The following is a 21,194-nucleotide window of genomic DNA, read 5'->3' on the forward strand; positions in this document are numbered from 1 at the left end:
AATAAAGGCAGTGTTTATGTCGTTAATTATTGAGGCATTAAGATGAGGAGATGTAGGGTAGAAAAAATCTCAATGCCAATCGCTTGCGTTCACAGTTTACTGATAGTTACGTGTAGGTCAATTAGTAGGTTCGTGGTTTTGTCGCGAATTCTGGTGAATTTGTGGCATAGCTTGTTTTGAATGAAGCGAGAGATATAAAAAAACCGGACAAATCCGGCTTTTTAATGTTTGGCTGGATAACGCATGTTGCGTTTCTTTACTCGCCCTTGAGGAACTGCGTATCCAGCTGGATGAATCCAACCAAAAGTGCTGCAGCAGCATGATAAAAACCAAACTTATCCTGGCGCTTTACGGTATCTGTGAAAGTGGGTAGCCAGCTCGCCATCATGTCCGTGATGAAAACGGTTTGCTCCAGCATCAGGGCTTCGCGTTTTTCGTCGGTACTTGCTGAGTTAGCAAGGATGATCAGGTTGCCCATAAAGTCGAGAATGACGGCGAGATGGTCGCCTGGCTCATTAAACTCTTTACGTTGCGCTATCTGGTATTTCTCCATCCATGCTGCCATATCCTGCGCAGGTTTTTCATTAAGCAGGCCTGACTCGCAGAGGTATAAAGAGGCATAGGGAAGGGCACCTGTTTTTGGCGTGCTGAGGAATAGTCCGCAAAAATCAGCCGCCAACTCAAGCTGCGCATCATCGCGTCGTTTCAGTTTCGCCAGAGCATCTTTGAAAAGTGCAACAGGAGACACCAGTTCAGGAGTCAGGGCAAGGTTTGAGAGGTAGTTGAACATCTCAGCGCCATGGTAGTGACTCAGGTTTTCCTCGGTAAGCTCATTGGCAAACAGGGATGACATCCACCAGTAAAACTCGGCACGTTGTTCGTTAATGGCGATAAAGTCCTGCATGATGATTCCTGATATTTAAAAGTGCGGGCTAGTTTAGCAAAAATGGGTAAATAAAGAGGGAGAAGAAGCATGAGCATAACACCCATGCTTCTTTATGCGCTTACAGGTCCATTGCTGGGAACAGAGGATTCACATTGTGAAGCTCAGTCGGGCCGTTGAAGCCTGTCGGTGCTGGTGCGACACCTTTATATTTCTCAATATCTACCAAGGCAGTGTGCGCAGACGTAGCTTGTGCCAGTTTCGAGGTGCCCTTGTCTAGTGTCAGGACATTTGGATCGCCATACGTACAGAGTGTACCCGGCTTACCCCCCTCAAGAGGGCTATACCATGCGCCTTCATGAATTCGGCAAACACCAGATTTGTACTCGTCGGTGACCACCGCCCCAGCCAGTACCTGACCACGGTCATTGAAGACACGTACGATGTCACCACTCTTAATACCGCGCGCCTTGGCATCTTCGACGCTGATATAAATAGGCTCACGACCTGCTACCGCGTACGTCTCGCGATGCTCGGTTGATGAACACAGCTGTGAGTGCAGACGGTGTTTCGGGTGACAGCTTTGCAAGTGAATCGGGAACTTGGCTGATTTTGGTCCACCGTGGCTACGCTCTGCTTTTTCAAACCACATTGGGTGGCCCTGACAGTCGTCATAACCCATATCTGCAATGGTTTTACAGTAAATTTCAATCAGGCCTGACGCGGTACCAAGTGGCTCAAGGTCTGGTTCATTGCGGAACGACTCGTGACGTACCCATGGACTGCCTTCAGGGAAATCGATGAAGCCTTCGCCTTCCCAGAATTTATTGAACTTAGGCATGCGAACACCGACGCCACGCCCCTGAAGCACGGCGCCGCTATAGATCTCTTCAATCCACTCGGCTTTCGTCTTGCCGCCAGTGAAAGCTTCAGCGCGATCGAAGCGGGTACACAGCTCACGGAAGATATCGAAATCATCTTTCGAACCAAACATAGGGTCAACAATCTTGCGCAGAGCAACAATCCCTTTGTTTGAGTGGTTACCGAATTGCTCGATATCATCACGCTCGTAGGTCGTGGTAGCGGGTAGCACGATATCTGCGAAACGGCAGCTTGCTGTCCACTGGTGATCAACGGTGACCACAGTTTCAAGATTACGCCATGCCTTAATCATCCGGTTGCGATCCTGATGATGATGGAATGGGTTATTACCGCAGAAAATCGCCATCTTCATGTGTGGGAAGGTGATGGTTTTACCGTTCCAGTCGATTTTCTGACCCGGATTTTCAATACAGTCAACAAAGCGCGCTACCGGGATAAAGCTTGAGTAGCCGTTGTAGCTGTGATTGTGGATTGGGTCGACACCGGTTACACCACTAAAGCCAGCCATCAGCGGGCCTTTAGACGTGATAGTACCTGCATCGTTGTAGTGCCAGCCGAAACCATAGCCGCCACCCGGCAGACCGATTTGACCCAGCATCGCTGCCAGTACGACCAGCATCCACGCATACTGCTCACCATGCTGCATGCGCTGTAAGCACCAGCCGCCGATAATTTGCGTGCGACCAGAGGCCATTTGGCGCGCCATCTGACGAATGGTTTCTGCGTCAATGCCACAGATTTTCGCTGCCCACTCAGGCGTTTTGGCAACACCGTCTTTCTCACCCAGCAGGTAAGGCAGGAATTTATCAAAGCCAGTTGTGTAGTCGGCGAGGAACTGCTCGTTGTGCAGTTTTTCGGTATATAGAGTGTGCGCCAGTGCCATCATCAGTGGCACGTCGGTTTGTGGGTTAACCGGGATTTGGTCACCACCGACAAATTTCTGGGTTTCATTACGGACAGGATCAACGTGAATGACTTTGATCTCGCCTTTCTTCACTTTCTCTGCCAGTTGCTGATAGTAACCATAGGTGCTGTGGCACGGAACCATCCAGCCAACCTGCAGGTTCTTTATTGGGTCTGAACCCCAGACGACGATAGTATCTGCGTGCTCCAGTACCAGAGGCCATGAGGTTTGCTGTTCGTAAACTTCCATCGCACCCGCGACATAAGGCAGAACGATTTGCGCAGCACCTGTTGAATAGTCACCCGCTTTGGCAAGGTAGGTACCGTGCAGGCCGATGGCACGCATCATCATGGTGCCTGCTGAATGCAGTTTACCTACTGACTGCCAGCCAGTGTGGCCCGCATAAAGGGCACTTGGGCCGTGTGTGGTTTGGACACGCTCCAGTTCATAGTGGAAGAAATCCAGTGCCTGTGACCATGGCACACGAACAAAACGGTTGTCGCCACGTTGTGTCGTATCCGATTTATAGCCGTGCTTAAGCCAGTCAATACGTACCATCGGGTATTTGATACGTGCAGGGTTGTAAACGGTCTCACGCAAGCCTGCCAGCATGCTGGTTGGATGCGGGTCTTTTTCAAACGGGACGGTATCAACCCAGATTCCATCTTTAACTTTGGCACGGAACGCACCCCAGTGAGAGCCAGAAAGGATATCAAGATTGGGAGTGGCTTTTGCAGCCCCTTCTGCTGCCAGTACGCTGCGCGGTGCCAGAAGGCTTGAGCCTATTGCTGCGCTTGCACTTGCTGCAAACAGGCCAGATAAGAAGCGACGGCGGGTGATGCCATTGTTTTTCATTTCTGTCGCCATGGTAAAAACCTTACATTTCTAAATTCGTGTTTGCCGGGTCAGCGGGGCTCACCCGGCTCAAAGATAAATCAGATGACCAGTGCGAATTAGCTATGGCCTTTGCCGCCTGTATCGCTACCGTGGTTTTGCAGGTACTTCAGCAGAGTGCGCTCTTCTGTTTTGTTCAGGCGGTAGTAAGAACTCATCGCCTTCAGGCCTGAGATCCAGCCGTTCGCTGTGAAGTGAGCCGGAGCAGGTGCTGCGTGACAGGCGTTACAGGTTGAACCGAACATTTCTTTGGCGTAAGTCCAGACAGGTTCGATGCTGCCGTTGAGGTGGTCTTTAGTGACATAGCCTTCAACGCTGACGTGTTGCCACACAATGTTTGTCGCTGGGTCTGTCTGCTCTTCAATCAGCTTTTCACTTGCTTTCACTTCGCCACGGATGGTGGCCTTGAATACACGTTTACCCATGTACTCGGTCATCACACGACCTTTACCTGCTTTTTCTAGCCAGCCGTCGACGCGCACTTTAAGCATGTCGTTTTCTTCACCGATAACTGTGATTTCAGATGCTGGTAGGAGCTTACCCTCAGATTTTGCTTTTGCGTCAGCAACTGCGAAGAGGTCTTTTTCACTGATCGAGAACAATGTCTTGGCATCTGCAGGCGCAACTGATTGCTTCTCAAGTTCTTGGAAGCTCTTACGGAAACCACCCGCCATGTTTGGCAGTTCGTGTGCGATACCTTTGTGACATTCAATACAGTTCATGTCTGCAGCGGCTGCTTTTTTCATTTCCATCTGCGCTTTAATGGATTGTTTCTCATGATCCATCGCCGCGTAGGAGTGACAGCTTTTACAGGTTTTGGAGTTTTGTCGCTTCATACGCGCCCAAACTGTCTGCGCCATTTCTAGGCGATGCTCTTCGAACTTCTCTGGGGTATCTACTTTTTTAGTAATGAAGTGGTGATAAACGTCTTTAGCCGCTTCCAGTTTTCGTAGCAGTTTGCCCGGTAAATCTTTTGGCTGGTGGCAGTCAACACATTCAGCGCGAACACCCATCGGGTTTTTGTAGTGGATGGATTCTTTATATTCCTCGAAGTTTCCGCGCATCGTGTGGCACGAAGTACAGAATGAGGTCTGGGAGAAAAAATGCAGAGACTCGTGCGCGGTAATAGTACCGATGATTGTAATGACAGAGCCCACCAGAATCAGCGCGAGTACTGAGTACTTGGCACTTGGTTTCGTGAGCCTTCCCAGAAGTTTTTTCATATGAACGATATACCCGTTAGTTGTCTGCCGTGACACAGGTCCCAGCAAATTGAAATGCTATCTTTATGGCGACAATATTAGGGAGACGATGTGAATATGGTTACCCACGGCTATGAACAGCAAGATTGGAATGTGAACAAATATGAACAAAATGGGTGAGGGTAATAATTCAGCACACGCAGTATTTACTATAAATTACTGTTTATTAGTATTATTTTGACTAAAGTCCTGTTCATTTATTGAATGGATTTGATGGCTTAACCCGGCATAAACCAGGGTCAATCTGACCTTTAGCTGATCTGAATCAAGTTTTCAAAATGCCCAATTGATAAGATTTCATGAAATATAGATGAAATGTGAACAGGTGAAGGAATGAACCAGCATATTCTGGTGGTAGATGATGAAGCAGTGACCCGGAACATGGTAGGAAGCTACTTTGAGAAGGTCGGTTATCAGGTCAGTCATGCAGCCAGTGGCGCAGAGATGCGTGAGCAAATTGCGGAACATCAGATTGATCTCGTGCTGCTTGATATTAATTTACCCGACCAGGATGGTTTAACGTTGGCCCGTGAATTACGCACTCAGTCTGATATTGGTATCATTCTGATCACCTCGCGGACAGACTCCATTGACCGTATTGTCGGGCTGGAAATGGGCGCTGATGATTATGCCTCAAAACCTCTGGAGTTGAGGGAATTGCAAGTCAGGGTTAAAAACCTGTTGTGGAGGATGTCGCTGGCTCATAAAATGCCTGAAAACACTGCTCCTTTGACGGCAGACAAACAGCTTGTCAGGTTCGGGAAGTGTGTTTTCGATGTTAAACGGCGAGCGTTAGTGAAAGATGGCTTGCCGGTGAAGCTGACCAAAGCTGAATTTGAGATGCTGGTAGCGTTTACTGAAAACCCAAACAAAGTGCTGAGCCGCGAGCGAATACTGAATATGATTAGTCATCGGGTTGATGCGCCGAATGACAGGACTATCGATGTATTGATTCGTCGTTTGAGAAACAAAATAGAAACCGAACCTAAAAAACCGCAACTTTTCATAACTGTGCACGGTGAAGGGTATATGTTCACCTCCTGAGCCGACACAAGACCAGTCAACAAGAGATAACCATGAATTACATCCCGTTTGATGATTACAAACGAAAGTGGATATTTACCCACCAGTCTATGCCTGTTGAACAGGATGACAGAGCGGCAATAAAACCCATGACCGAGCAGCGTTCAGCGCAGCTGTGGACGGAATTTGTCAGTCGCAAGAGTCCAACCCCTGATCATTTTGGCAGTGAAGACTGGCCCAACAAGGCATCTGTATGGGCTGAACCAATTGACTGGATGACGGCATGGGAAGACGAGACTGATCTCCCGGACGCTTTTACTGAACACTTTTGCTGGGAAGATAATATTGTCGTTTACTTCTGTTATGACAAAACTAACATCATTGAAACGCGATGGGCTATGTTTAAGAAGTATTGGAAAAATTTCCTGTTCTATGATGATAAGCCGCTGTTACTTGGGCGGAGAAAGCAGGAAGTGGCAATGTTTGAGCAGTCAGGCTCGGTGAAACTCGGCAAACGCCCATAATTCACCAGTTGAGATGAAAGAAGCCGGACGTAACATATTGCGGCCGGTTTTTTTGTCTTTGGCCTTTTGCTCACTGTAAGTAAGGCAGTAGCATGAAGTGTATAACCCTAGTGATAGTGATTGTTGCCATTACAGGCTGTAACCCAACTCGTTTCACTGACGCGATAGAATTGACGCTTTCCCCGAAGATGTCCAGTGAACTCAATGTGGCTTATGGTCAGTTGTTGAACTGTGATTATCCGTTAGCGCAAACAAGCTTTCAGCAGTACACGGTTATTGGCACTCGTGAGGAGCGAGCATTTGCCTATCGATGGTTGGGCGTTATCTATCTGGAAATGATGAATTTCGATGAATTTGACCATCTTGCTGACAGATACCTTTTCACACGGCCAGGACGTGATACCCCAAAAGAACAATTAATCGATGACTGGCGGAAAGCTGCAGAGAAAATGCGGGCTGAACGCTACATTGCCAGTGGTGTGGGCGAGTGTGGTCGCTACAACCTGCAAAGCAACTGACAAGATAAGACAAGCCTGATCGCAAAACTGCCCTATAACTCTCTGGATCCATATAGTCTTGTAGCTATTTCACAGAATTCTCTACTGGTGCTGGATAGAATGCCCTTGTTCTTAACTGAACTCTAAAAAGCCAGCTTTAGTATTGGCCTACTATGGCTGGCCTTTTACCCCATATATATCAACTAATTATCTATAAAATACCTAATTTCACCTCACCCGCTTAGATATCCTTTATACACATCACATGGTACACGCCATCATGAAGTTCTGTGCCTTCAGTTTCCTTTTCAAAACCCGGGAACATCTCATCCCATACTTCAAGGCTCCTGAGGTATTTGATTTGTGGACTGTTCTGATCGCCAAAGCTCTCCCCTGACATTAGCATGGGAATACCCGGTGGATAGGGGATAACGGCATTGGCTGCAACGCGACCTGTGAGTTGATTAGATGGCACCATTTCCACATTATCAGAAACAATTTGTTTGAATGCTTCGCGCGGTGTGACAATGGCCTCCGGTAGGTTTTCGTATGCGGCATTGAGCACTTCGCTTGGATTATGCTCTTTTAGATAATCAAAGATCTTATTGCCTAAATCTTTGAGGCCCATTTCACTGTAAGCATCGGGAAATTCGCCTACCAGATCCGGCAGTGATTCAGTGAGTGGTGTGTTGGCATCATAGTGCCTTTTGAAGCCCATAAGCGTATTGACCAGCGTTGCCCATTTCCCCTTAGTGATCCCCATTGAAAACAGGAACATAACCTGAAAATCTGTTGTCCGGGTGGGGACGATACCGAAACGTCCCAGATATAAAGTCACCAGAGTGGCAGGCACGCCTGTTTCAAGCAGGTCGCCGTTGTCACCCATACCCGGTGCAAGAATACTGACTTTGATCGGGTCGAGCATACACCAATCGTCTGGCATATCTTTGAAGCCATGCCAGTCATCGTTCGGCTTCATCATCCATGCTTGCTGGCTTTCACAAAGTAAGTCTGCTGGTGCATCTTCGAAAGAATAAGTCTGACCATTCTCCGGGTTTTTGACGGTATCGGCATTCCAGGGCTTAAAGAACCAGTCGCCAGACTTACTGAATTCACGGTTGAGTCTTCCCATTGCCTGACGGAAGTCGACAGCCTCGCGGATGACTTCGAGAGTGAGGGAGTGGCCTCTATTACCGTCCATCATTGCTGCAGCAATATCGTTTGATGCGCAAATTGCGTAGAGGGGAGAAGTGGTGGCGTGCATCATATAAGCCTGATTAAAGCGGTCAAAACTGATGGCACTCTTACCATTTCTCACGTGAAGGAAAGAAGCCTGTGACAGGGCATTCAGCAGTTTATGGGTTGAATGGGTAGCAAAAACAGTTGGACTGTCAGGATTCTCCACCGGGTCGCCACGCATCGCGTAGTGATTGTCGTAAATAGGATTGAAGCGTGCATACCCATACCATGCTTCATCAAAGTGTATTCGGTCACTGCTGGCAGCAAGAATATCCTGTGCTTTTTTTGCGTTATAACAGAGCCCGTCATAGGTACAATTTGTGAGCACCGCGTACACCGGACGTTTCTGGGCATGGTCTTTGGTCAAGGTATATTCTTCAGCCCGCTTTTTAAGGACGGGTTCGGAGAGTTGGTCGGGATAAATGGGGCCGATAATACCGTAACGATTTCGGGTGGGAAGAAGATAAACAGGCCTTGCACCGGATAGCATCAATCCTTGTTCAATTGACTTGTGGCAGTTTCGGTCACAGATGACAATATCGTCTTCATTCATACATGCAGACATGATGGTTCTGTTGGCACCAGAGGTACCTGTTACAAGAGAGTAAGATTGGTGTGCACCGAATACCCGCGCTGCGAATTTTTCACTTTCGCCAAATGCGCCGGTATGGTCAAGAAGTGAACCAATTGCTCCCCGTTCTATCCCCATGTCTGTTCGGAAAATACCCTCGCCGTAGTAGCTGTAAAACCGCTGGCCAGCTGGTGTTTTGGTAAAACCTACGCCACCCTGATGCCCCGGCGCTGCCCATGAGTATTCGTGAATATCATCATATTCCATCAATGCGGCCATGAGGGGGGGTAGAAGTTTGGCGCGATAACGCTTCATTGCAGCGATGGCACGACCCGCGATAAAATCAGGGGTATCCTCTAAAATCCATGCAAATTCGTCCACTTTCTCCATCATTTCGCGGGTAACATGGAGAGTGATCTTTTTCCTCTCAGCCAGAAGAAATACCGGAACCCCTTGCTGACGTCTGTTCAGCTTTTCAATCAGTACATAAAAACGTTCGTTTTCTTCAAGTTGTGAGCCGCTCATTGCTGACGACAGCATCAGGCAGTCAATGGCTGTGTTGGTGAAAATGACTGAATAGCAGTCGTCAAAACTATTAGCGACCAACACCTGTGCTCCCTCGCTTTCCAGTTCGGAGACCAGACGTTCAATTGAACTGCCTACGACGCCTGTTCTGTTGGCTTCCTCTAAAATCAAAACATTGAATTTCTTTCCATACCTTTTCATGGCCTTTCTCCGGCGCAATGTGAGTAAAAATCATTCAAAGCTCGTTGAGCTACATCACTATAAGAGAGAGTCAGATGAGAATAAGTCGCAAAAAAGAAATCCAGTCAAAATATCTGCATTAAATAATGGGCAATTTTATTTTTATCAATAATTCCATATCCCTATGATTAAATTTATAAAATTTATGGTCTTTAACTTTTATATCTTCTTACTTTCTGTCTTGTAAACGATGCATTTAGTGATGTGGACTCAAGGTACTCTCGTCCTGTCAGTTAGACCCACACAATAAAGATGTCGTTGAGTGTATTTAAATAATTACCGCTGACCTTTTCACATGTCGCGCTCGTCTATTCTGGCGATTGGCAATTTTCCGGTAGTCCCGCCAGGGGCGCTTCCAGCAAGAATCGTAAATCTATTGGAGAGGAATAAGATGGCTTCAGAACAAAACAAAATGGGACTGATTGGTCTGACAACAATAGTGACAGTCAATATGATGGGATCAGGAGTCATTATGTTGCCAGCGAGCCTTGCTCAGACAGGGGCAATTTCTCTTTTGTCATGGCTGGTAACGGCGATGGGTGCTATGTGTATTGCTTATGCATTTGCCAAGTGCGGTATGTACTGTACGAGGGACGGCGGAATGTCTGCATATGCAGACGAGGCACATGGTAAGTCATCCTTCTTCATTGCATCTTATACCTATTATGTGTGTCTGGTGATCAGTGCTGTCGCTATCGCTGTGTCTGCTGCTGGCTATCTGGTGCCATTTTTTCCGTGGATTAAAGAGACACCGATACACACATTTTTCACAGTGATTGGGATTCTGATCGTGACTATGTGCGCGAATTTTTGGGGCCCGAAGATAACTGGACAGATTTCTGCAATCACAGTGTGGGGGATCATCATACCCGTGTTGGGGCTGTCGATTGTTGGTTGGTTCTGGTTTGAACCTCAGCTTTTTGCCGAAGCGTGGAATCCGCATCAAGACACGACGGTTACAGCCATTTCTTCCGGTATTGCACTGACGCTTTGGGCGTTTCTCGGTATTGAATCTGCTGGTGCCAACTCGGGCGCTGTTGAAAATCCAGAAAAGAATGTTCCCTTAGCGTGCATGTTGGCAACCAGTTTTACCGCGGTCGTTTATATCGCTTCCACATCGGTCATTCAGGGGATCATTCCAAATGATGTTTTGGCGCATTCTGAGGCGCCTTTTGGCTTGGTTTACTCATATATGTTCAATGAGACGGTTGGTCAGGTCATTACAGCATTGGCAGTGATTGCTTGTATTGGTTCGCTACTTGGCTGGCAGTTTACCAATGCACAAGTTTCTAAAGCTGCGGCTGAAATACGTCTGTTCCCTAAAATCTTCAGTGAGGTCAACAAATCAGATGCCCCGATCAAGGGTATGTTAATTATGTTGGCGTTGGAGCTTGTGCTTGCACTCATGACAATATCGCCAAATTTAGTCAATCAATTCAATGTACTGCTTAATCTGGCTGTGTTTATAAATATGGTGCCATATATCCTTGCCCTCACAGGGCTAGAAGTCATTCTTCGTAAGAAAAATGTTAGTCAGAAAGAATATCAGGTGGGTGCGGTCGTGGGGACGCTAGCCGTTGCTTACAGTTTGTATGGCGTGTATGCCTGCGGTCAGTCAGCAGTGTTCTATGGCGCTATCGTAACCTTCATCGGCTATATATTTTATGGCTTTGTTGCTGCGCGGGATCAGGATTCAAATCTGGCTGTGTAGGAGGGGACAAATATGCAAAAGTTCATTGATTTGTTGAGGCACTTTTTTCGTGTGGAAGGCCTATTGCAAAGACTATTTTCGCTAGCTCTGATGATGACCGTTATTTGGTTCAACGTCGCAGCGCCAGTGAAATCAGTCGCCAGTGAGAAAGGGACGAGTAATGTCATCGACTCAGGTGCTGAGAGCGTTCCACAAGAAAATACAAATGATGACACGACGGCGATTGAGGTACTTACAGGCAAGCGTATTCATGATTCGACATTGGAAGGGGATCGTCCGCCGCACGTGTATCGCCCAAAAACCCCAATATATCACCATCATCACCCAGAGAATGAGGCTGTTGACCCTGAGATTAGGAAACACTTGTTAGTCGATCACCCCGATCTCGACAACAATCAGGGGAGGAGAATTCGGATCGCTCCTCCATCTGATGAACCAAGTGATAGTGTGAGTGGAGCGGAGTAGTTTGTTGACTAAATACCGAACTTGTTAACTTGTATTGCTTCAATCGAAGAAGAGAGTAATTCATCAATGGTTAATAAAATGTACATTTAATTTATATATCAGCTCGTTATCTTTCCTTCGAACAGCGCATAAGTGTACGAAAAAATGACCTGTATGAGGTTACTTCCTGGCTGGTTGTTAGTTCTCAAGCATTTAAAATACATACTGCGATGTTCTTCTTAAATTTCGACAAGCCTCTGATTTTATGAATCGTATTGCTTCCACAATCTATTGAACAAATGAGACGTAGGTTGTATATTTGCGAACGATTTTGATAACCACTCTCATTAAGGTTTCCACTATGTATAAAGTATTTGGCACGGCAGCCGCTTTGACTGCATTCTTGGCTATGCCTGCGTTAGCAGATTCAGTCACTGTTGAGCATCGTTTAGGAAAAACGACCGTTGAAGGTAAACCAGACCGCGTTGTTGTTATTGGTCTTGGCGCACTCGATGCGGTGGATAGCCTTGGTGTTGAGCCTGTATCAGTAGCGAAATTCTCTCTTTTCCCGGATTACCTCGCTAAATACAAAACCGACGAGTATATGACTGCCGGTTCTTTCTTTGAACCTGATTTTGAAGCGATCTACGCGAAGAAACCTGACCTCATTGTTATTGGTCCACGTGCTACAGGCCAGTATGAAGAGCTGTCTAAAATTGCACCAACTGTTGTTTTTGCCGCTGAATTCAGCAGCTACTGGCAGTCTACCCAAGAGCAATGGCGTAATCTTGGCAAGATTTTCCATGCTGAAGACAAGGTTGAGCAAAAAATAGAGCAGCTTGATCAAGAGTTTAAAGCGATTAAAGCACAAAACCAGAAAAACGGTACCAATGCACTGACAGTTCTGACGTCTGGTGGCAAGGTATCAACTTTTGGCGCTGAATCTCGTTTCTCTTCAATCTATAAAGATTTTGGTTACGCTGAAGCAGTGAAAAACCTGAAAACCTCTACTCACGGTGACCAAATCTCCTATGAGTTTATTCAGGAAGCAAATCCTCAGACAATGCTGGTAATTGATCGTGATCAGCTGAAAGGAAAGAGCACAGCACGTAAAACGCTGGACAATGATTTGGTTAAAGCCACAGAGGCTTACAAAAATAACAAGCTGACGTATCTTGATACAACGGCGTGGTATTTGTCTATTTCAGGCGTTCGCGCAACTGAGCAAATGGTATCAGATATCAAACAATCTGCAGGCCTTTAAATAAGGTGCCATACAAGCTGGAGTAAACTTTGAAGAAGTTATTGCTTGTACTGGTCGCATTGAGTTTTACGTCCCTTTTTGTGGGCGTTAGCGAGTTGGAGTTTATGTCAGTAATGGCAGGCGACCCCAGCTCGCTTCACTTATTGTTCACCAGTCGATTGCCGCGACTGATTGCCATCTTACTTGCTGGATCTGCACTCAGCATTGCTGGCCTTATCATGCAGCAAATCAGTCAGAACCGTTTCGCTGCGCCCTCTACATCTGGCACCATTGAATGTGCTGTGTTGGGTTATGTCCTCAGTCTGGTCTTTCTTGGTCATGGACAAGGGTTATGGTTAATTTTCGGTTGTTCAATTCTGGGTACCCTGATATTCGTTCAATTCATTCAGCGTATTCAGTTCAAAAATGCCGTTTTTATACCTCTTATCGGTATTATTTTTGGTAACGTTATCCAATCAGGATCTACCTTCCTTGCCTACAAATACGATGTGCTACAGAACATGTCGACATGGGCAGTAGCCAACTTTGCAACCCTGTTGGCTGGGGATTTTGAGTTACTTTATATTGCTGTCCCAATTGGCTTTTTTACTTATTTTTATGCCACGCGTATCTCTGCTGTCGGAATCGGTAAGGACTTTGCCACTAACCTCGGCCTTAACTACCAACAGGTAATTACCATAGGCGTTATCCTGGTTTCTGTTCTGTCGGCCACTGTAGTAATGATCGTTGGCGAACTGCCTTTCCTCGGTCTAATTGTTCCCAATCTGGTCAGTCATTTCTTCGGTGACAATCTGAAAAAGAATATCCCTCTGACAATCATTTGTGGTGCCTTGTTGGTGTTGGGCTGCGATATATTGAGTCGCCTGATTATTTTTCCGTATGAAATTCCCATCTCCATGGTGCTGAGCATTTTGGGTGGATGTGTCTTCCTATTTTTAATCACCCGGAGTCAGGTCAGTGAGAGATAAACAAAAACTGGCGTTGCTGGCCCTGATAGCTGTTGTGTTTGCAGCATGCTTCATTGGCGTTGGACTAACCGCCGATAACTACCAATATTTTCTGTCACGTCGTGTACCAAAAGTGCTTGCGATGGTTCTGGCAGGTATCGCTGTAGCTCAGGCCTCTCTGGTCTTTCAGACGATCACCAACAATCGAATCCTCACGCCAAGTATTATGGGGTTTGACAGTCTTTATGTGCTGACTCAAACATCAATTGTGATGTTTTTTGGTGGAATGAGTGCGTTAGCTATCAACCATTACCTGAACTTTGCTGTGTCGATCATCATGATGGTGATTTTCTCGGTGTTGCTGTTTGGATTCTATTTTCAGGGCAAACGGAAAAATCTAATCATCCTGTTATTGGCCGGACTGATTATCGGACAGTTGTTTGGCAACATCTCTTCCTTTTTCACTATGGTGATGGATCCTAATGAGTTCAGTTACCTACAAGGAAAACTGTTTGCGAGCTTCAACAATATCAAAATGGAACTCGTCTATCTCTGTACGCCAGTGTTAGCGGTTGCTGCGGCATTGTTATTCTCACAGAACAGGGTGCTGGATGTGCTTTGGTTGGACAGAGATAACGCTATCAGCCTCGGTGTTGATGTCGATAAATTCAATCGCAAAATTCTGATATTTTCTGCGTTGCTGATTGCTATTTCGACCGCTTTGATTGGTCCTGTGATGTTTTTTGGCTTACTGGTTACAAACCTGACCAGAGAGTGGTTTTCCACATACCGCCATAAGGTGCTGCTGATTGCCTGCTCATTGATGTCTATTTGTGCGCTTCTGGGCGGTCAGTGGATAGTCGAAAAAGTGTTGTATTTTGAAACCACCCTGAATGTGGTGATTAATTTCGTTGGTGGAATTTATTTCCTTTCTATGCTGCTGAGAAATAAAGTGGTTTAGCGTATTACTATGATAAAACTTAACCAGCTGACCAAGTATTTTGGTAAACAAAAAGTCGTTGATGAAATCAGCGCAGAATTTGATAAAGGAAAAGTGACTGCGATTATCGGTCCCAATGGGGCTGGTAAGAGTACCGTTCTGTCGATGGCAAGCCGACTTTTGGATCGCGATGGCGGTACAGTGCATTTAGACTGCAAAGAGTTAGCCGAGTGGGATAATCAGCAACTGGCTCAGAGGCTCGCTGTACTTCGTCAGGCCAACAATATCGCAATGCGATTTACAGTAAGGGAGATGGTATCTTTCGGCCGCTTCCCCTATTCCAAAGGGAGATTGACCGAAAAGGATCAATCCGTTATCCAGCAAGCGATTGACTATCTTGATCTTACCGATATTCAGCACAAATACCTTGATGAATTAAGTGGTGGTCAACGGCAACTGGCATTTATCGCCATGGTAATTGCACAGGATACAGACTATGTGTTTCTTGATGAGCCGCTTAACAATTTAGATATAAAGCACTCATTGCAAATCATGAAAAATATCCAGAAGCTGGCTCACGACATGGATAAAGCTGTCGTGGTGGTCATTCATGATATTAATTTTGCTGCCTGCTATTCAGACAAAATCATCGCCCTAAAGAGAGGGCAACTTGCCGCAAGCGGGTCAGTCGATGACGTGATTCAACCGGATGTTCTGGAAGCTATCTATGAGACGCCTTTTAATATCATTGAAGTTAATGGTAAGAGAATGTGCGTTTACCACTGAACAGATATTAGTTGAATCTGAAAGAGCACCCAAAAGGGTGCTCTTTTTTTCGTATCAGTCATTTCTTAGGGATGTGGTGGTCAGTTAGGAATGGGCGATAATATTAGCAGAGTGACAGACAGAGTTACCGTCCTCGATGTCCATCGGATGTATAGCCCGTAATATGGAAGGTCTTTGTGACTGAAAGTGTGTAATACACCGCTCCTAACACATCAATAATAAGCAGTTCATATTGACAGGTAGTGTTTTTCTTCTCGGATATTCTAAGAAAAGTGCATTTAGTCTTATGTTGAAGTAATGGGCTGGGTTATGGTCGAAGGTTTTCTTTGAGTCAAGAATAGATACAACAAGTAAATTAAGTGAGTGAAAATGATTAATGTGGGTATATCTCATAGTCAATATAAACATGATTGCATATTAGGTATTGTTACATTAAAAATTGTTAAATTAAATTAATTTAACAATCATGATCTTTAATGAAAAAATGTAAGCGTAAATAAAAATATCTGATAAGGTTAATTTATATTTTGTGTTTGTTGATGAGATTCTCGTCACACTTCTATAATATCTTTTTCTTAATGCGTGAAATATAAAAAACATCTGGTATGGTTTAAATACCACTTGATAAGACTTAGAAAAAACCTCTGTGGTTAAATAGTAAGTGGGATGTGAACAAAACACTTAAAAGGTGATTATAAACAAATTGAAAACAACGTTAGGGCTAAGTTTACGCAGGCACAAACGCCTGCCTTTTTTTAAAAAGTTTGTGACGAATCGTCATAGCCAGATAAGAAATCATTATTTCAAAGATAAATAAATTAGCAATTGTTTAATTGTTAAATATATAATTTCTGTATTTTTTAATGTTCGTAAAACTGGTCAATTCCATCTTAATATAAAATAGTCTTGATAAGAAATCCTCTATTTATTATCAATAAGATTGAAAATAAGAAGGGCTAATATTATTCTTCCATACACGACTATATTGAAATTTAGAATAAATTTCTTTGCTAGTAAATGGTAGGTTTTTTAGCTCTTTAATAAAATTTCTAGAGTGTTGATTTTCGATGTTACCACATCACTGTTGATTTCCTTCGCCAATAATTTCAACATTATTTTCTGTTCCAAGCCCTAAAGAAGAGTGTCCATGGGGTGTTATATCTAAAAATAATGCCGCCGACTGTTTCGGTATTTAATGGGTATGACGCTATTGAATCAAGCCTTAGAACTACTTAGTAGAACGGTAGAAAGTATCACCTCATTTCTTCAAGAGCCGCTTCACTTTAATTTGAAGAGGGCTTCTGAAACCGCGTAACGCGACCTTTGCGAGGCGAGTGGACGAAAAGCGTTATTGCGATGTGCACTAGACAATACTATTGTTGAAATCAGGTTACTCAGTCTTTACTCATTGGGACCATAGCACTCCAAACACCATCCTTTAGTATTTTGTGATACAAGGCTGCAATGATATGTACTGAGATAAGTGCATAGCTGGACGAAACAGATAGCTCATGTAGTACAACAATACTGTCAATGAGGAGACCTTCACTTTTTCCTTGCCAAAAGAGTCCACCAATTATCAAGCCTGAAATTGCGATTATGGCCAAACTTAGATACATGCCAAGATGTACTATTCTCGCAGCTTTTTTCTGCCATTCCGGTGATTCACTGGGCAATGAAGTCTGAGTATTTTTCATGTAAACAAAACGTATCCCGAGAAGGGTAACAAAAAGAAAGGCGAAGACGATTTCAAAAACCAAGAGAGATTCGTCTTCTAATTGGCTTATATCATTGACTTGTTTTATGACGCCATAGATGAATATGATAACAAAGCTCCAGTGAAGCACTTTTGCTAAAAAACTATATCCTCTATTTGATTGCTGCTCGTTAACATCCACAAAGCTATCCTTTTCTTTATTTATAAATCCCTTAATTGAGTTTTAAGGTTAACCATTTAACAAAAGGTTAACAAGCGCTTCTGAGCTAATGGGTGTTTAACAGTCGGATAGAAGTGGTAATGCTCATCTAACATGAGTTTTTATTAGTGATATTCTGTGCAGAACATTTATGAATAAGCACCACAAGCCCACACTATAGTCACTGACTATTGATGCCCTTACCAGACAACCTAAATAGTATTTATAAAACTATGATATTATTTAATTTATATTCAATTTTAGTAACCGCTTATCTATCCATCCAACAGAGGTAATGTCACCAGTGGTATATCTCTTTTGCAGGAGTTCTGCGATATTTTCTTGTCATGCGAGTATATTGATTGCGTAAAACATTTATGTCGCTTCACGTTAACTCTTTGATAATTATTAATACAACATCTGCTCTACTATCATGAAATGAAATGTTGTTATTCGGGGAGGCACAATTCTCGTACAGATTTTTCTGACAACCTCCTATCTTATGGTCAGCCGTATTGTTGCTCTATGTGTTTGAAAGGAGGAACATCGGGAATGGTTCTCGCACATGCTCAATACCAATCTTGATATCTGACGCTTAGTGGTCGCGTCACAATATGAATTTTTCTGTCTTTCTGTTCGACGGAACAAGGATAAAAAAGGGGAAATTTCAGAGATGGAAGCAAGAGATGTAAAAAGTGTTGCTGATGCTAAACAAATTTTAGAAGACCGACGCTTAACCCATGTCAAAGTCGGATTATTTGACAATGATGGAGTCATGCGTGGCAAATACATGTCGAAAGAGAAATTCTTCTCCTCGTTAGATAAGGGGTTTGCTTTCTGTGATGTTGTGCTTGGCTGGGACGTAAAAGATCAGCTTTACGACAATACACAATACACTGGCTGGCACACTGGGTATCCGGATGCACCTGTCAGGGTCTTGCCAGAAACTTGCCGGGATGTGTTAGATGAAGATGGCATGTTGTTGTTTGTGGCGGAGTTTTCTGGCGAGGCGGAAATGGTCTGCCCAAGAGCAACTCTGAGGCGGGTACTGCAAAAGGCAGACGACATGGGCTTTGATGTTTTCGCTGCCCTTGAGTATGAATTTTTCATCTTTGATGAAACACCACATTCGATCAGAGAAAAAGGATTCAGAAACATCAAACCAATTACTCCGGACTGGTTTGGTTATTCCATGATTAGGAATTCTACCTATTCAGGTTTGTACAAAGCGATTCTTGCCATGGGTGAAACGATGGATTTTCCCATTGAAGGTATTCATTCCGAAACTGGCCCTGGCGTTATTGAAGCTGCGCTTTCTGTCGACAGTGCTTTAAATGCCGCAGATAAAGCCGCTCTGTTTAAGACTTATATGAAGGTTCTGGCTCAGAAAAACGAGATGATGGCGACCTTTATGGCTAAATGGACGAATGACTATCCCGGCCAGAGTGGACATATACACATATCATTACGCAACAAAGACGGCTCATCAGCCTTCTACGATCCCCATCATCCTTTAAATATGAGTGATACCCAGCGTCACTTTATTGCGGGTCAGCAAGAGTTGATGTCGGATGTGTTATGCATGATTGCCCCGACAATAAACAGCTATTCCCGGATGGTTCCCGGTTTCTGGGCGCCAACAACAGCAACTTGGGGAGTTGAAAACCGGACAGCTTCTCTCCGATTAATTCCCGGAACGGAAAAGTCACAGCGAGTCGAATATCGCCTTGGTGCAGCTGACGCAAATCCCTATCTTGCACTGGCTGCCGCAATCGCCTCTGGTCTTCACGGCATTGAAAATAACCTTGAGCCGACAGATCAAGTGGAAGGCAATGCTTATGAACAGGAGCATCCAGCGGCTCTGCAGTTGCCCCGAACCTTGTGGGAGGCCGCTCAGAAATTGAAGCAATCAGATCCGGCAAGGTCATTGTTTGGTGACGCGTTTGTCGATCATTTTTCTGCATCTCGGGAGTGGGAAGAGCGAGAGTTCCGTAAACATGTCACAGACTGGGAACTCGACAGGTATTTCGAAATTATTTAGGGCGGGCAGATGGATAGAATTCGCACCATATCTCCGGTCGATGGCCAAATATATGTAGAGCGGACAATGGCGTCAGCTGGTGACATTTCAGCATCTATTGCGAGAGCAGAAAAAGCCCAGTCATATTGGCAAGCACTTCCACTTTCGGCACGTAAAGTATTTTGTAGTAAAGCAGTAGAGTACCTCGTTGCCAATAAACGGGTAATAGCGGAAGAAATCACATGGATGATGGGAAGACCCATTGCATTCAGTGGTGGTGAGGTAGATGGGGTGGAAGAGCGGGCAAGACATATGATTGCCATTGCTGAGGATTCGCTAGCCTCAATAGCTTTACCAGACAAACCCGGCTTTAATCGATATATCAAACGAGTTCCACTCGGTACCGTGTTTGTGATTGCGCCATGGAATTATCCTTACCTGACAGCGATAAATGCCATTATTCCCGCGTTGCTTGCGGGCAATACTGTGGTACTAAAACATTCTGCGCAGACCCCTCTTTGTGCAGAGAGATTATTTGAGGCCTTTCAACACGTCGGATTGCCGGAAGGGGTTTTTCAATATCTTCACCTCAGCCATGCAGATACCGAGAAGGTCATTCAGGCAACTCAGGTTCGTCACGTTGCTTTTACCGGCTCAGTTCCGGGTGGGGCAATGGTAGAAAAAGCCGTCGCGGGACGCTTCATCAGTTCTGGACTAGAACTGGGCGGTAAAGATCCTGCCTATATACGGAAGGATGCAGACATTGAAACCGCAGTGGAAACAGTCATCGATGGGGCATTTTTTAATTCAGGCCAGTCTTGCTGCGGTATCGAGCGGCTTTATATTCATCAATCGATTTATGATGAGGTGATTGAAAAATCAGTTGAGGTCGTCAGGCGTTACCAATTGGGAAGGCCGGATGATACTTCAACCACGCTTGGGCCGTTAGTCAAAACAGGGGCAGCTGATTTTGTCAGGGGACAGGTGGATGAAGCGATTCGCCAGGGCGCAATGCCGTTAATTGATCAAAGTGAATTTGCGATGCATAAGCCGGGCACGCCATACCTTGCCCCTCAACTTCTCTCTCATGTTAACCATAGTATGCGGGTGATGCATGAAGAAACGTTTGGTCCGGTACTGGGTGTCATGTCGGTTGCGGATGATCACGAGGCTCTTTCACTGATGAATGACAGTGAATTTGGTCTCACTGCCGCTGTGTTCACTCAGGATCAGCAAGTGGGCGAGAGGTTGGCTGACGATATAGATACGGGAACTGTTTTCCTGAACCGCTGTGACTATCTGGATCCCGGTCTGGCATGGGTTGGTGTGAAGAACTCTGGAAGAGGTTGTACTTTGTCTCAGGTTGGATTTGAAATGCTGACCCGGCCCAAGTCGTATCACATCAAAAAGCCCGGAGGTGACAAATGAATCAGTGGAATTACCCCACAGCGATGACAATTGGTGACGGCAGTCTCTGCAGTCTCCCGTCCGCGTGCGCTACTCATAATATAAGGCATCCTCTTTTAGTCACTGATCCCGGGATCCTTGCATTGCCAATGTGTGAGCAGGTGATCGCGCTTTGTCAGGAGGCCGGACTTGCTCTTGGGGTATTTAGTCATGTCAAAAGCAATCCGACAGGAGAGAATGTTGAACAGGGCGTTAAGGCTTATCAAAGTGGCGGTCACGATGGCATTATTGTGCTGGGGGGAGGCTCTGCTCTCG

17 protein-coding genes are annotated in these 21,194 nt (G+C 45.2%); 12 read left to right on the forward strand and 5 right to left on the reverse strand.

What is annotated here, in order from left to right; genetic code table 11:
* Window positions 1–256 precede the first annotated feature (256 nt).
* The 3 genes from torD to torC form a co-directional block, all read right to left on the reverse strand.
* Entirely contained in the window at window positions 257–904 is a 648-nt protein-coding gene (torD, locus tag A8L45_RS19400) for a molecular chaperone TorD (protein ID WP_068905014.1), read from the reverse strand.
* A 100-nt stretch (window positions 905–1,004) separates the two neighbouring features.
* Window positions 1,005–3,536, reverse strand: coding sequence for a trimethylamine-N-oxide reductase TorA (torA, locus tag A8L45_RS19405; protein WP_068905015.1), 2,532 nt, complete (start codon window positions 3,534–3,536; stop codon window positions 1,005–1,007).
* 86 nt (window positions 3,537–3,622) lie between these two features.
* Window positions 3,623–4,786, reverse strand: coding sequence for a pentaheme c-type cytochrome TorC (torC, locus tag A8L45_RS19410; RefSeq protein ID WP_068905016.1), 1,164 nt, complete (start codon window positions 4,784–4,786; stop codon window positions 3,623–3,625).
* A 372-nt stretch (window positions 4,787–5,158) separates the two neighbouring features.
* On the opposite strand from torC, the gene torR reads away from it, so the two are divergent.
* From torR to A8L45_RS19425, 3 genes are all read left to right on the forward strand, one after another.
* Complete coding sequence (torR, locus tag A8L45_RS19415; RefSeq protein WP_068905017.1) at window positions 5,159–5,869, forward strand: two-component system response regulator TorR; 711 nt, start codon at window positions 5,159–5,161, stop codon at window positions 5,867–5,869.
* Between the two features lie 32 nt (window positions 5,870–5,901).
* On the forward strand, window positions 5,902–6,372 hold the full coding sequence (locus A8L45_RS19420) for a DUF2947 domain-containing protein (protein WP_068905018.1): 471 nt from the start codon (window positions 5,902–5,904) through the stop codon (window positions 6,370–6,372).
* A 92-nt stretch (window positions 6,373–6,464) separates the two neighbouring features.
* Window positions 6,465–6,890, forward strand: coding sequence for a hypothetical protein (locus A8L45_RS19425; RefSeq protein ID WP_068905019.1), 426 nt, complete (start codon window positions 6,465–6,467; stop codon window positions 6,888–6,890).
* Window positions 6,891–7,110: 220 nt separating this feature from the next.
* Here the strand turns inward: A8L45_RS19425 and adiA are convergent, their stop codons facing one another.
* Window positions 7,111–9,405 carry an arginine decarboxylase gene (adiA, locus tag A8L45_RS19430; protein WP_068905020.1) on the reverse strand — a complete coding sequence of 765 codons (2,295 nt, stop codon included), beginning with the start codon at window positions 9,403–9,405 and terminating at the stop codon, window positions 7,111–7,113.
* A 430-nt stretch (window positions 9,406–9,835) separates the two neighbouring features.
* Between adiA and potE the strand changes: the two genes are divergently transcribed.
* The 6 genes from potE to vctC all read left to right on the forward strand — a co-directional run bounded on the left by potE (window position 9,836) and on the right by vctC (window position 15,536).
* Window positions 9,836–11,155, forward strand: a complete 1,320-nt coding sequence (potE, locus tag A8L45_RS19435; protein WP_068905021.1) for a putrescine-ornithine antiporter — start codon at window positions 9,836–9,838, stop codon at window positions 11,153–11,155.
* A 12-nt stretch (window positions 11,156–11,167) separates the two neighbouring features.
* Window positions 11,168–11,620: a hypothetical protein gene (locus A8L45_RS25385; protein WP_245680774.1), complete on the forward strand. Its 453-nt coding sequence runs from the start codon at window positions 11,168–11,170 to the stop codon at window positions 11,618–11,620.
* Window positions 11,621–11,960: 340 nt separating this feature from the next.
* Window positions 11,961–12,863 carry a siderophore ABC transporter substrate-binding protein gene (locus A8L45_RS19445; protein ID WP_068905022.1) on the forward strand — a complete coding sequence of 301 codons (903 nt, stop codon included), beginning with the start codon at window positions 11,961–11,963 and terminating at the stop codon, window positions 12,861–12,863.
* A 29-nt stretch (window positions 12,864–12,892) separates the two neighbouring features.
* Entirely contained in the window at window positions 12,893–13,831 is a 939-nt protein-coding gene (gene vctD / locus A8L45_RS19450) for an iron chelate uptake ABC transporter permease subunit VctD (protein WP_068905023.1), read from the forward strand.
* Entirely contained in the window at window positions 13,821–14,771 is a 951-nt protein-coding gene (locus A8L45_RS19455; RefSeq protein WP_068905024.1) for an iron chelate uptake ABC transporter family permease subunit, read from the forward strand. Before vctD ends, A8L45_RS19455 begins: the two co-directional genes overlap by 11 nt.
* A 9-nt stretch (window positions 14,772–14,780) precedes the next feature.
* Window positions 14,781–15,536 carry an iron chelate ABC transporter ATP-binding protein VctC gene (gene vctC, locus A8L45_RS19460; RefSeq protein ID WP_068905025.1) on the forward strand — a complete coding sequence of 252 codons (756 nt, stop codon included), beginning with the start codon at window positions 14,781–14,783 and terminating at the stop codon, window positions 15,534–15,536.
* 1,394 nt (window positions 15,537–16,930) lie between these two features.
* Here the strand turns inward: vctC and A8L45_RS19465 are convergent.
* On the reverse strand, window positions 16,931–17,434 hold the full coding sequence (locus A8L45_RS19465; RefSeq protein ID WP_083228426.1) for a cytochrome b: 504 nt from the start codon (window positions 17,432–17,434) through the stop codon (window positions 16,931–16,933).
* A gap of 691 nt (window positions 17,435–18,125) precedes the next feature.
* On the opposite strand from A8L45_RS19465, the gene A8L45_RS19470 reads away from it, so the two are divergent.
* From A8L45_RS19470 to A8L45_RS19480, 3 genes are all read left to right on the forward strand, one after another.
* Complete coding sequence (locus tag A8L45_RS19470) at window positions 18,126–19,493, forward strand: glutamine synthetase family protein (protein WP_068905026.1); 1,368 nt, start codon at window positions 18,126–18,128, stop codon at window positions 19,491–19,493.
* 9 nt (window positions 19,494–19,502) lie between these two features.
* Window positions 19,503–20,900 (forward strand): aldehyde dehydrogenase family protein, encoded by a 1,398-nt coding sequence (locus A8L45_RS19475; RefSeq protein ID WP_068905027.1) that lies wholly within the window; start codon window positions 19,503–19,505, stop codon window positions 20,898–20,900.
* A partial coding sequence (locus tag A8L45_RS19480) for an iron-containing alcohol dehydrogenase (RefSeq protein ID WP_139122424.1) occupies window positions 20,897–21,194 on the forward strand: 298 nt, incomplete at its 3' end. The genes A8L45_RS19475 and A8L45_RS19480, both read left to right, overlap by 4 nt.

Origin of the sequence: Veronia pacifica (genome assembly GCF_001707825.1) — a bacterium.
Classification (GTDB): domain Bacteria; phylum Pseudomonadota; class Gammaproteobacteria; order Enterobacterales; family Vibrionaceae; genus Veronia; species Veronia pacifica.

What these genes read in the sequence shown, in the direction of transcription:
- adiA (WP_068905020.1), bottom strand. Translation starts at nt 9,405, where the DNA reads ATGAAAAGGTATGGAAAGAAATTCAATGTTTTGATTTTAGAGGAAGCC.
- torC (WP_068905016.1), bottom strand. Translation starts at nt 4,786, where the DNA reads ATGAAAAAACTTCTGGGAAGGCTCACGAAACCAAGTGCCAAGTACTCA.
- A8L45_RS19445 (WP_068905022.1), top strand. Translation starts at nt 11,961, where the DNA reads ATGTATAAAGTATTTGGCACGGCAGCCGCTTTGACTGCATTCTTGGCT.
- A8L45_RS25385 (WP_245680774.1), top strand. Translation starts at nt 11,168, where the DNA reads ATGCAAAAGTTCATTGATTTGTTGAGGCACTTTTTTCGTGTGGAAGGC.
- torA (WP_068905015.1), bottom strand. Translation starts at nt 3,536, where the DNA reads ATGGCGACAGAAATGAAAAACAATGGCATCACCCGCCGTCGCTTCTTA.
- A8L45_RS19420 (WP_068905018.1), top strand. Translation starts at nt 5,902, where the DNA reads ATGAATTACATCCCGTTTGATGATTACAAACGAAAGTGGATATTTACC.
- A8L45_RS19475 (WP_068905027.1), top strand. Translation starts at nt 19,503, where the DNA reads ATGGATAGAATTCGCACCATATCTCCGGTCGATGGCCAAATATATGTA.
- vctC (WP_068905025.1), top strand. Translation starts at nt 14,781, where the DNA reads ATGATAAAACTTAACCAGCTGACCAAGTATTTTGGTAAACAAAAAGTC.
- torR (WP_068905017.1), top strand. Translation starts at nt 5,159, where the DNA reads ATGAACCAGCATATTCTGGTGGTAGATGATGAAGCAGTGACCCGGAAC.
- potE (WP_068905021.1), top strand. Translation starts at nt 9,836, where the DNA reads ATGGCTTCAGAACAAAACAAAATGGGACTGATTGGTCTGACAACAATA.
- torD (WP_068905014.1), bottom strand. Translation starts at nt 904, where the DNA reads ATGCAGGACTTTATCGCCATTAACGAACAACGTGCCGAGTTTTACTGG.
- A8L45_RS19470 (WP_068905026.1), top strand. Translation starts at nt 18,126, where the DNA reads ATGGAAGCAAGAGATGTAAAAAGTGTTGCTGATGCTAAACAAATTTTA.
- A8L45_RS19425 (WP_068905019.1), top strand. Translation starts at nt 6,465, where the DNA reads ATGAAGTGTATAACCCTAGTGATAGTGATTGTTGCCATTACAGGCTGT.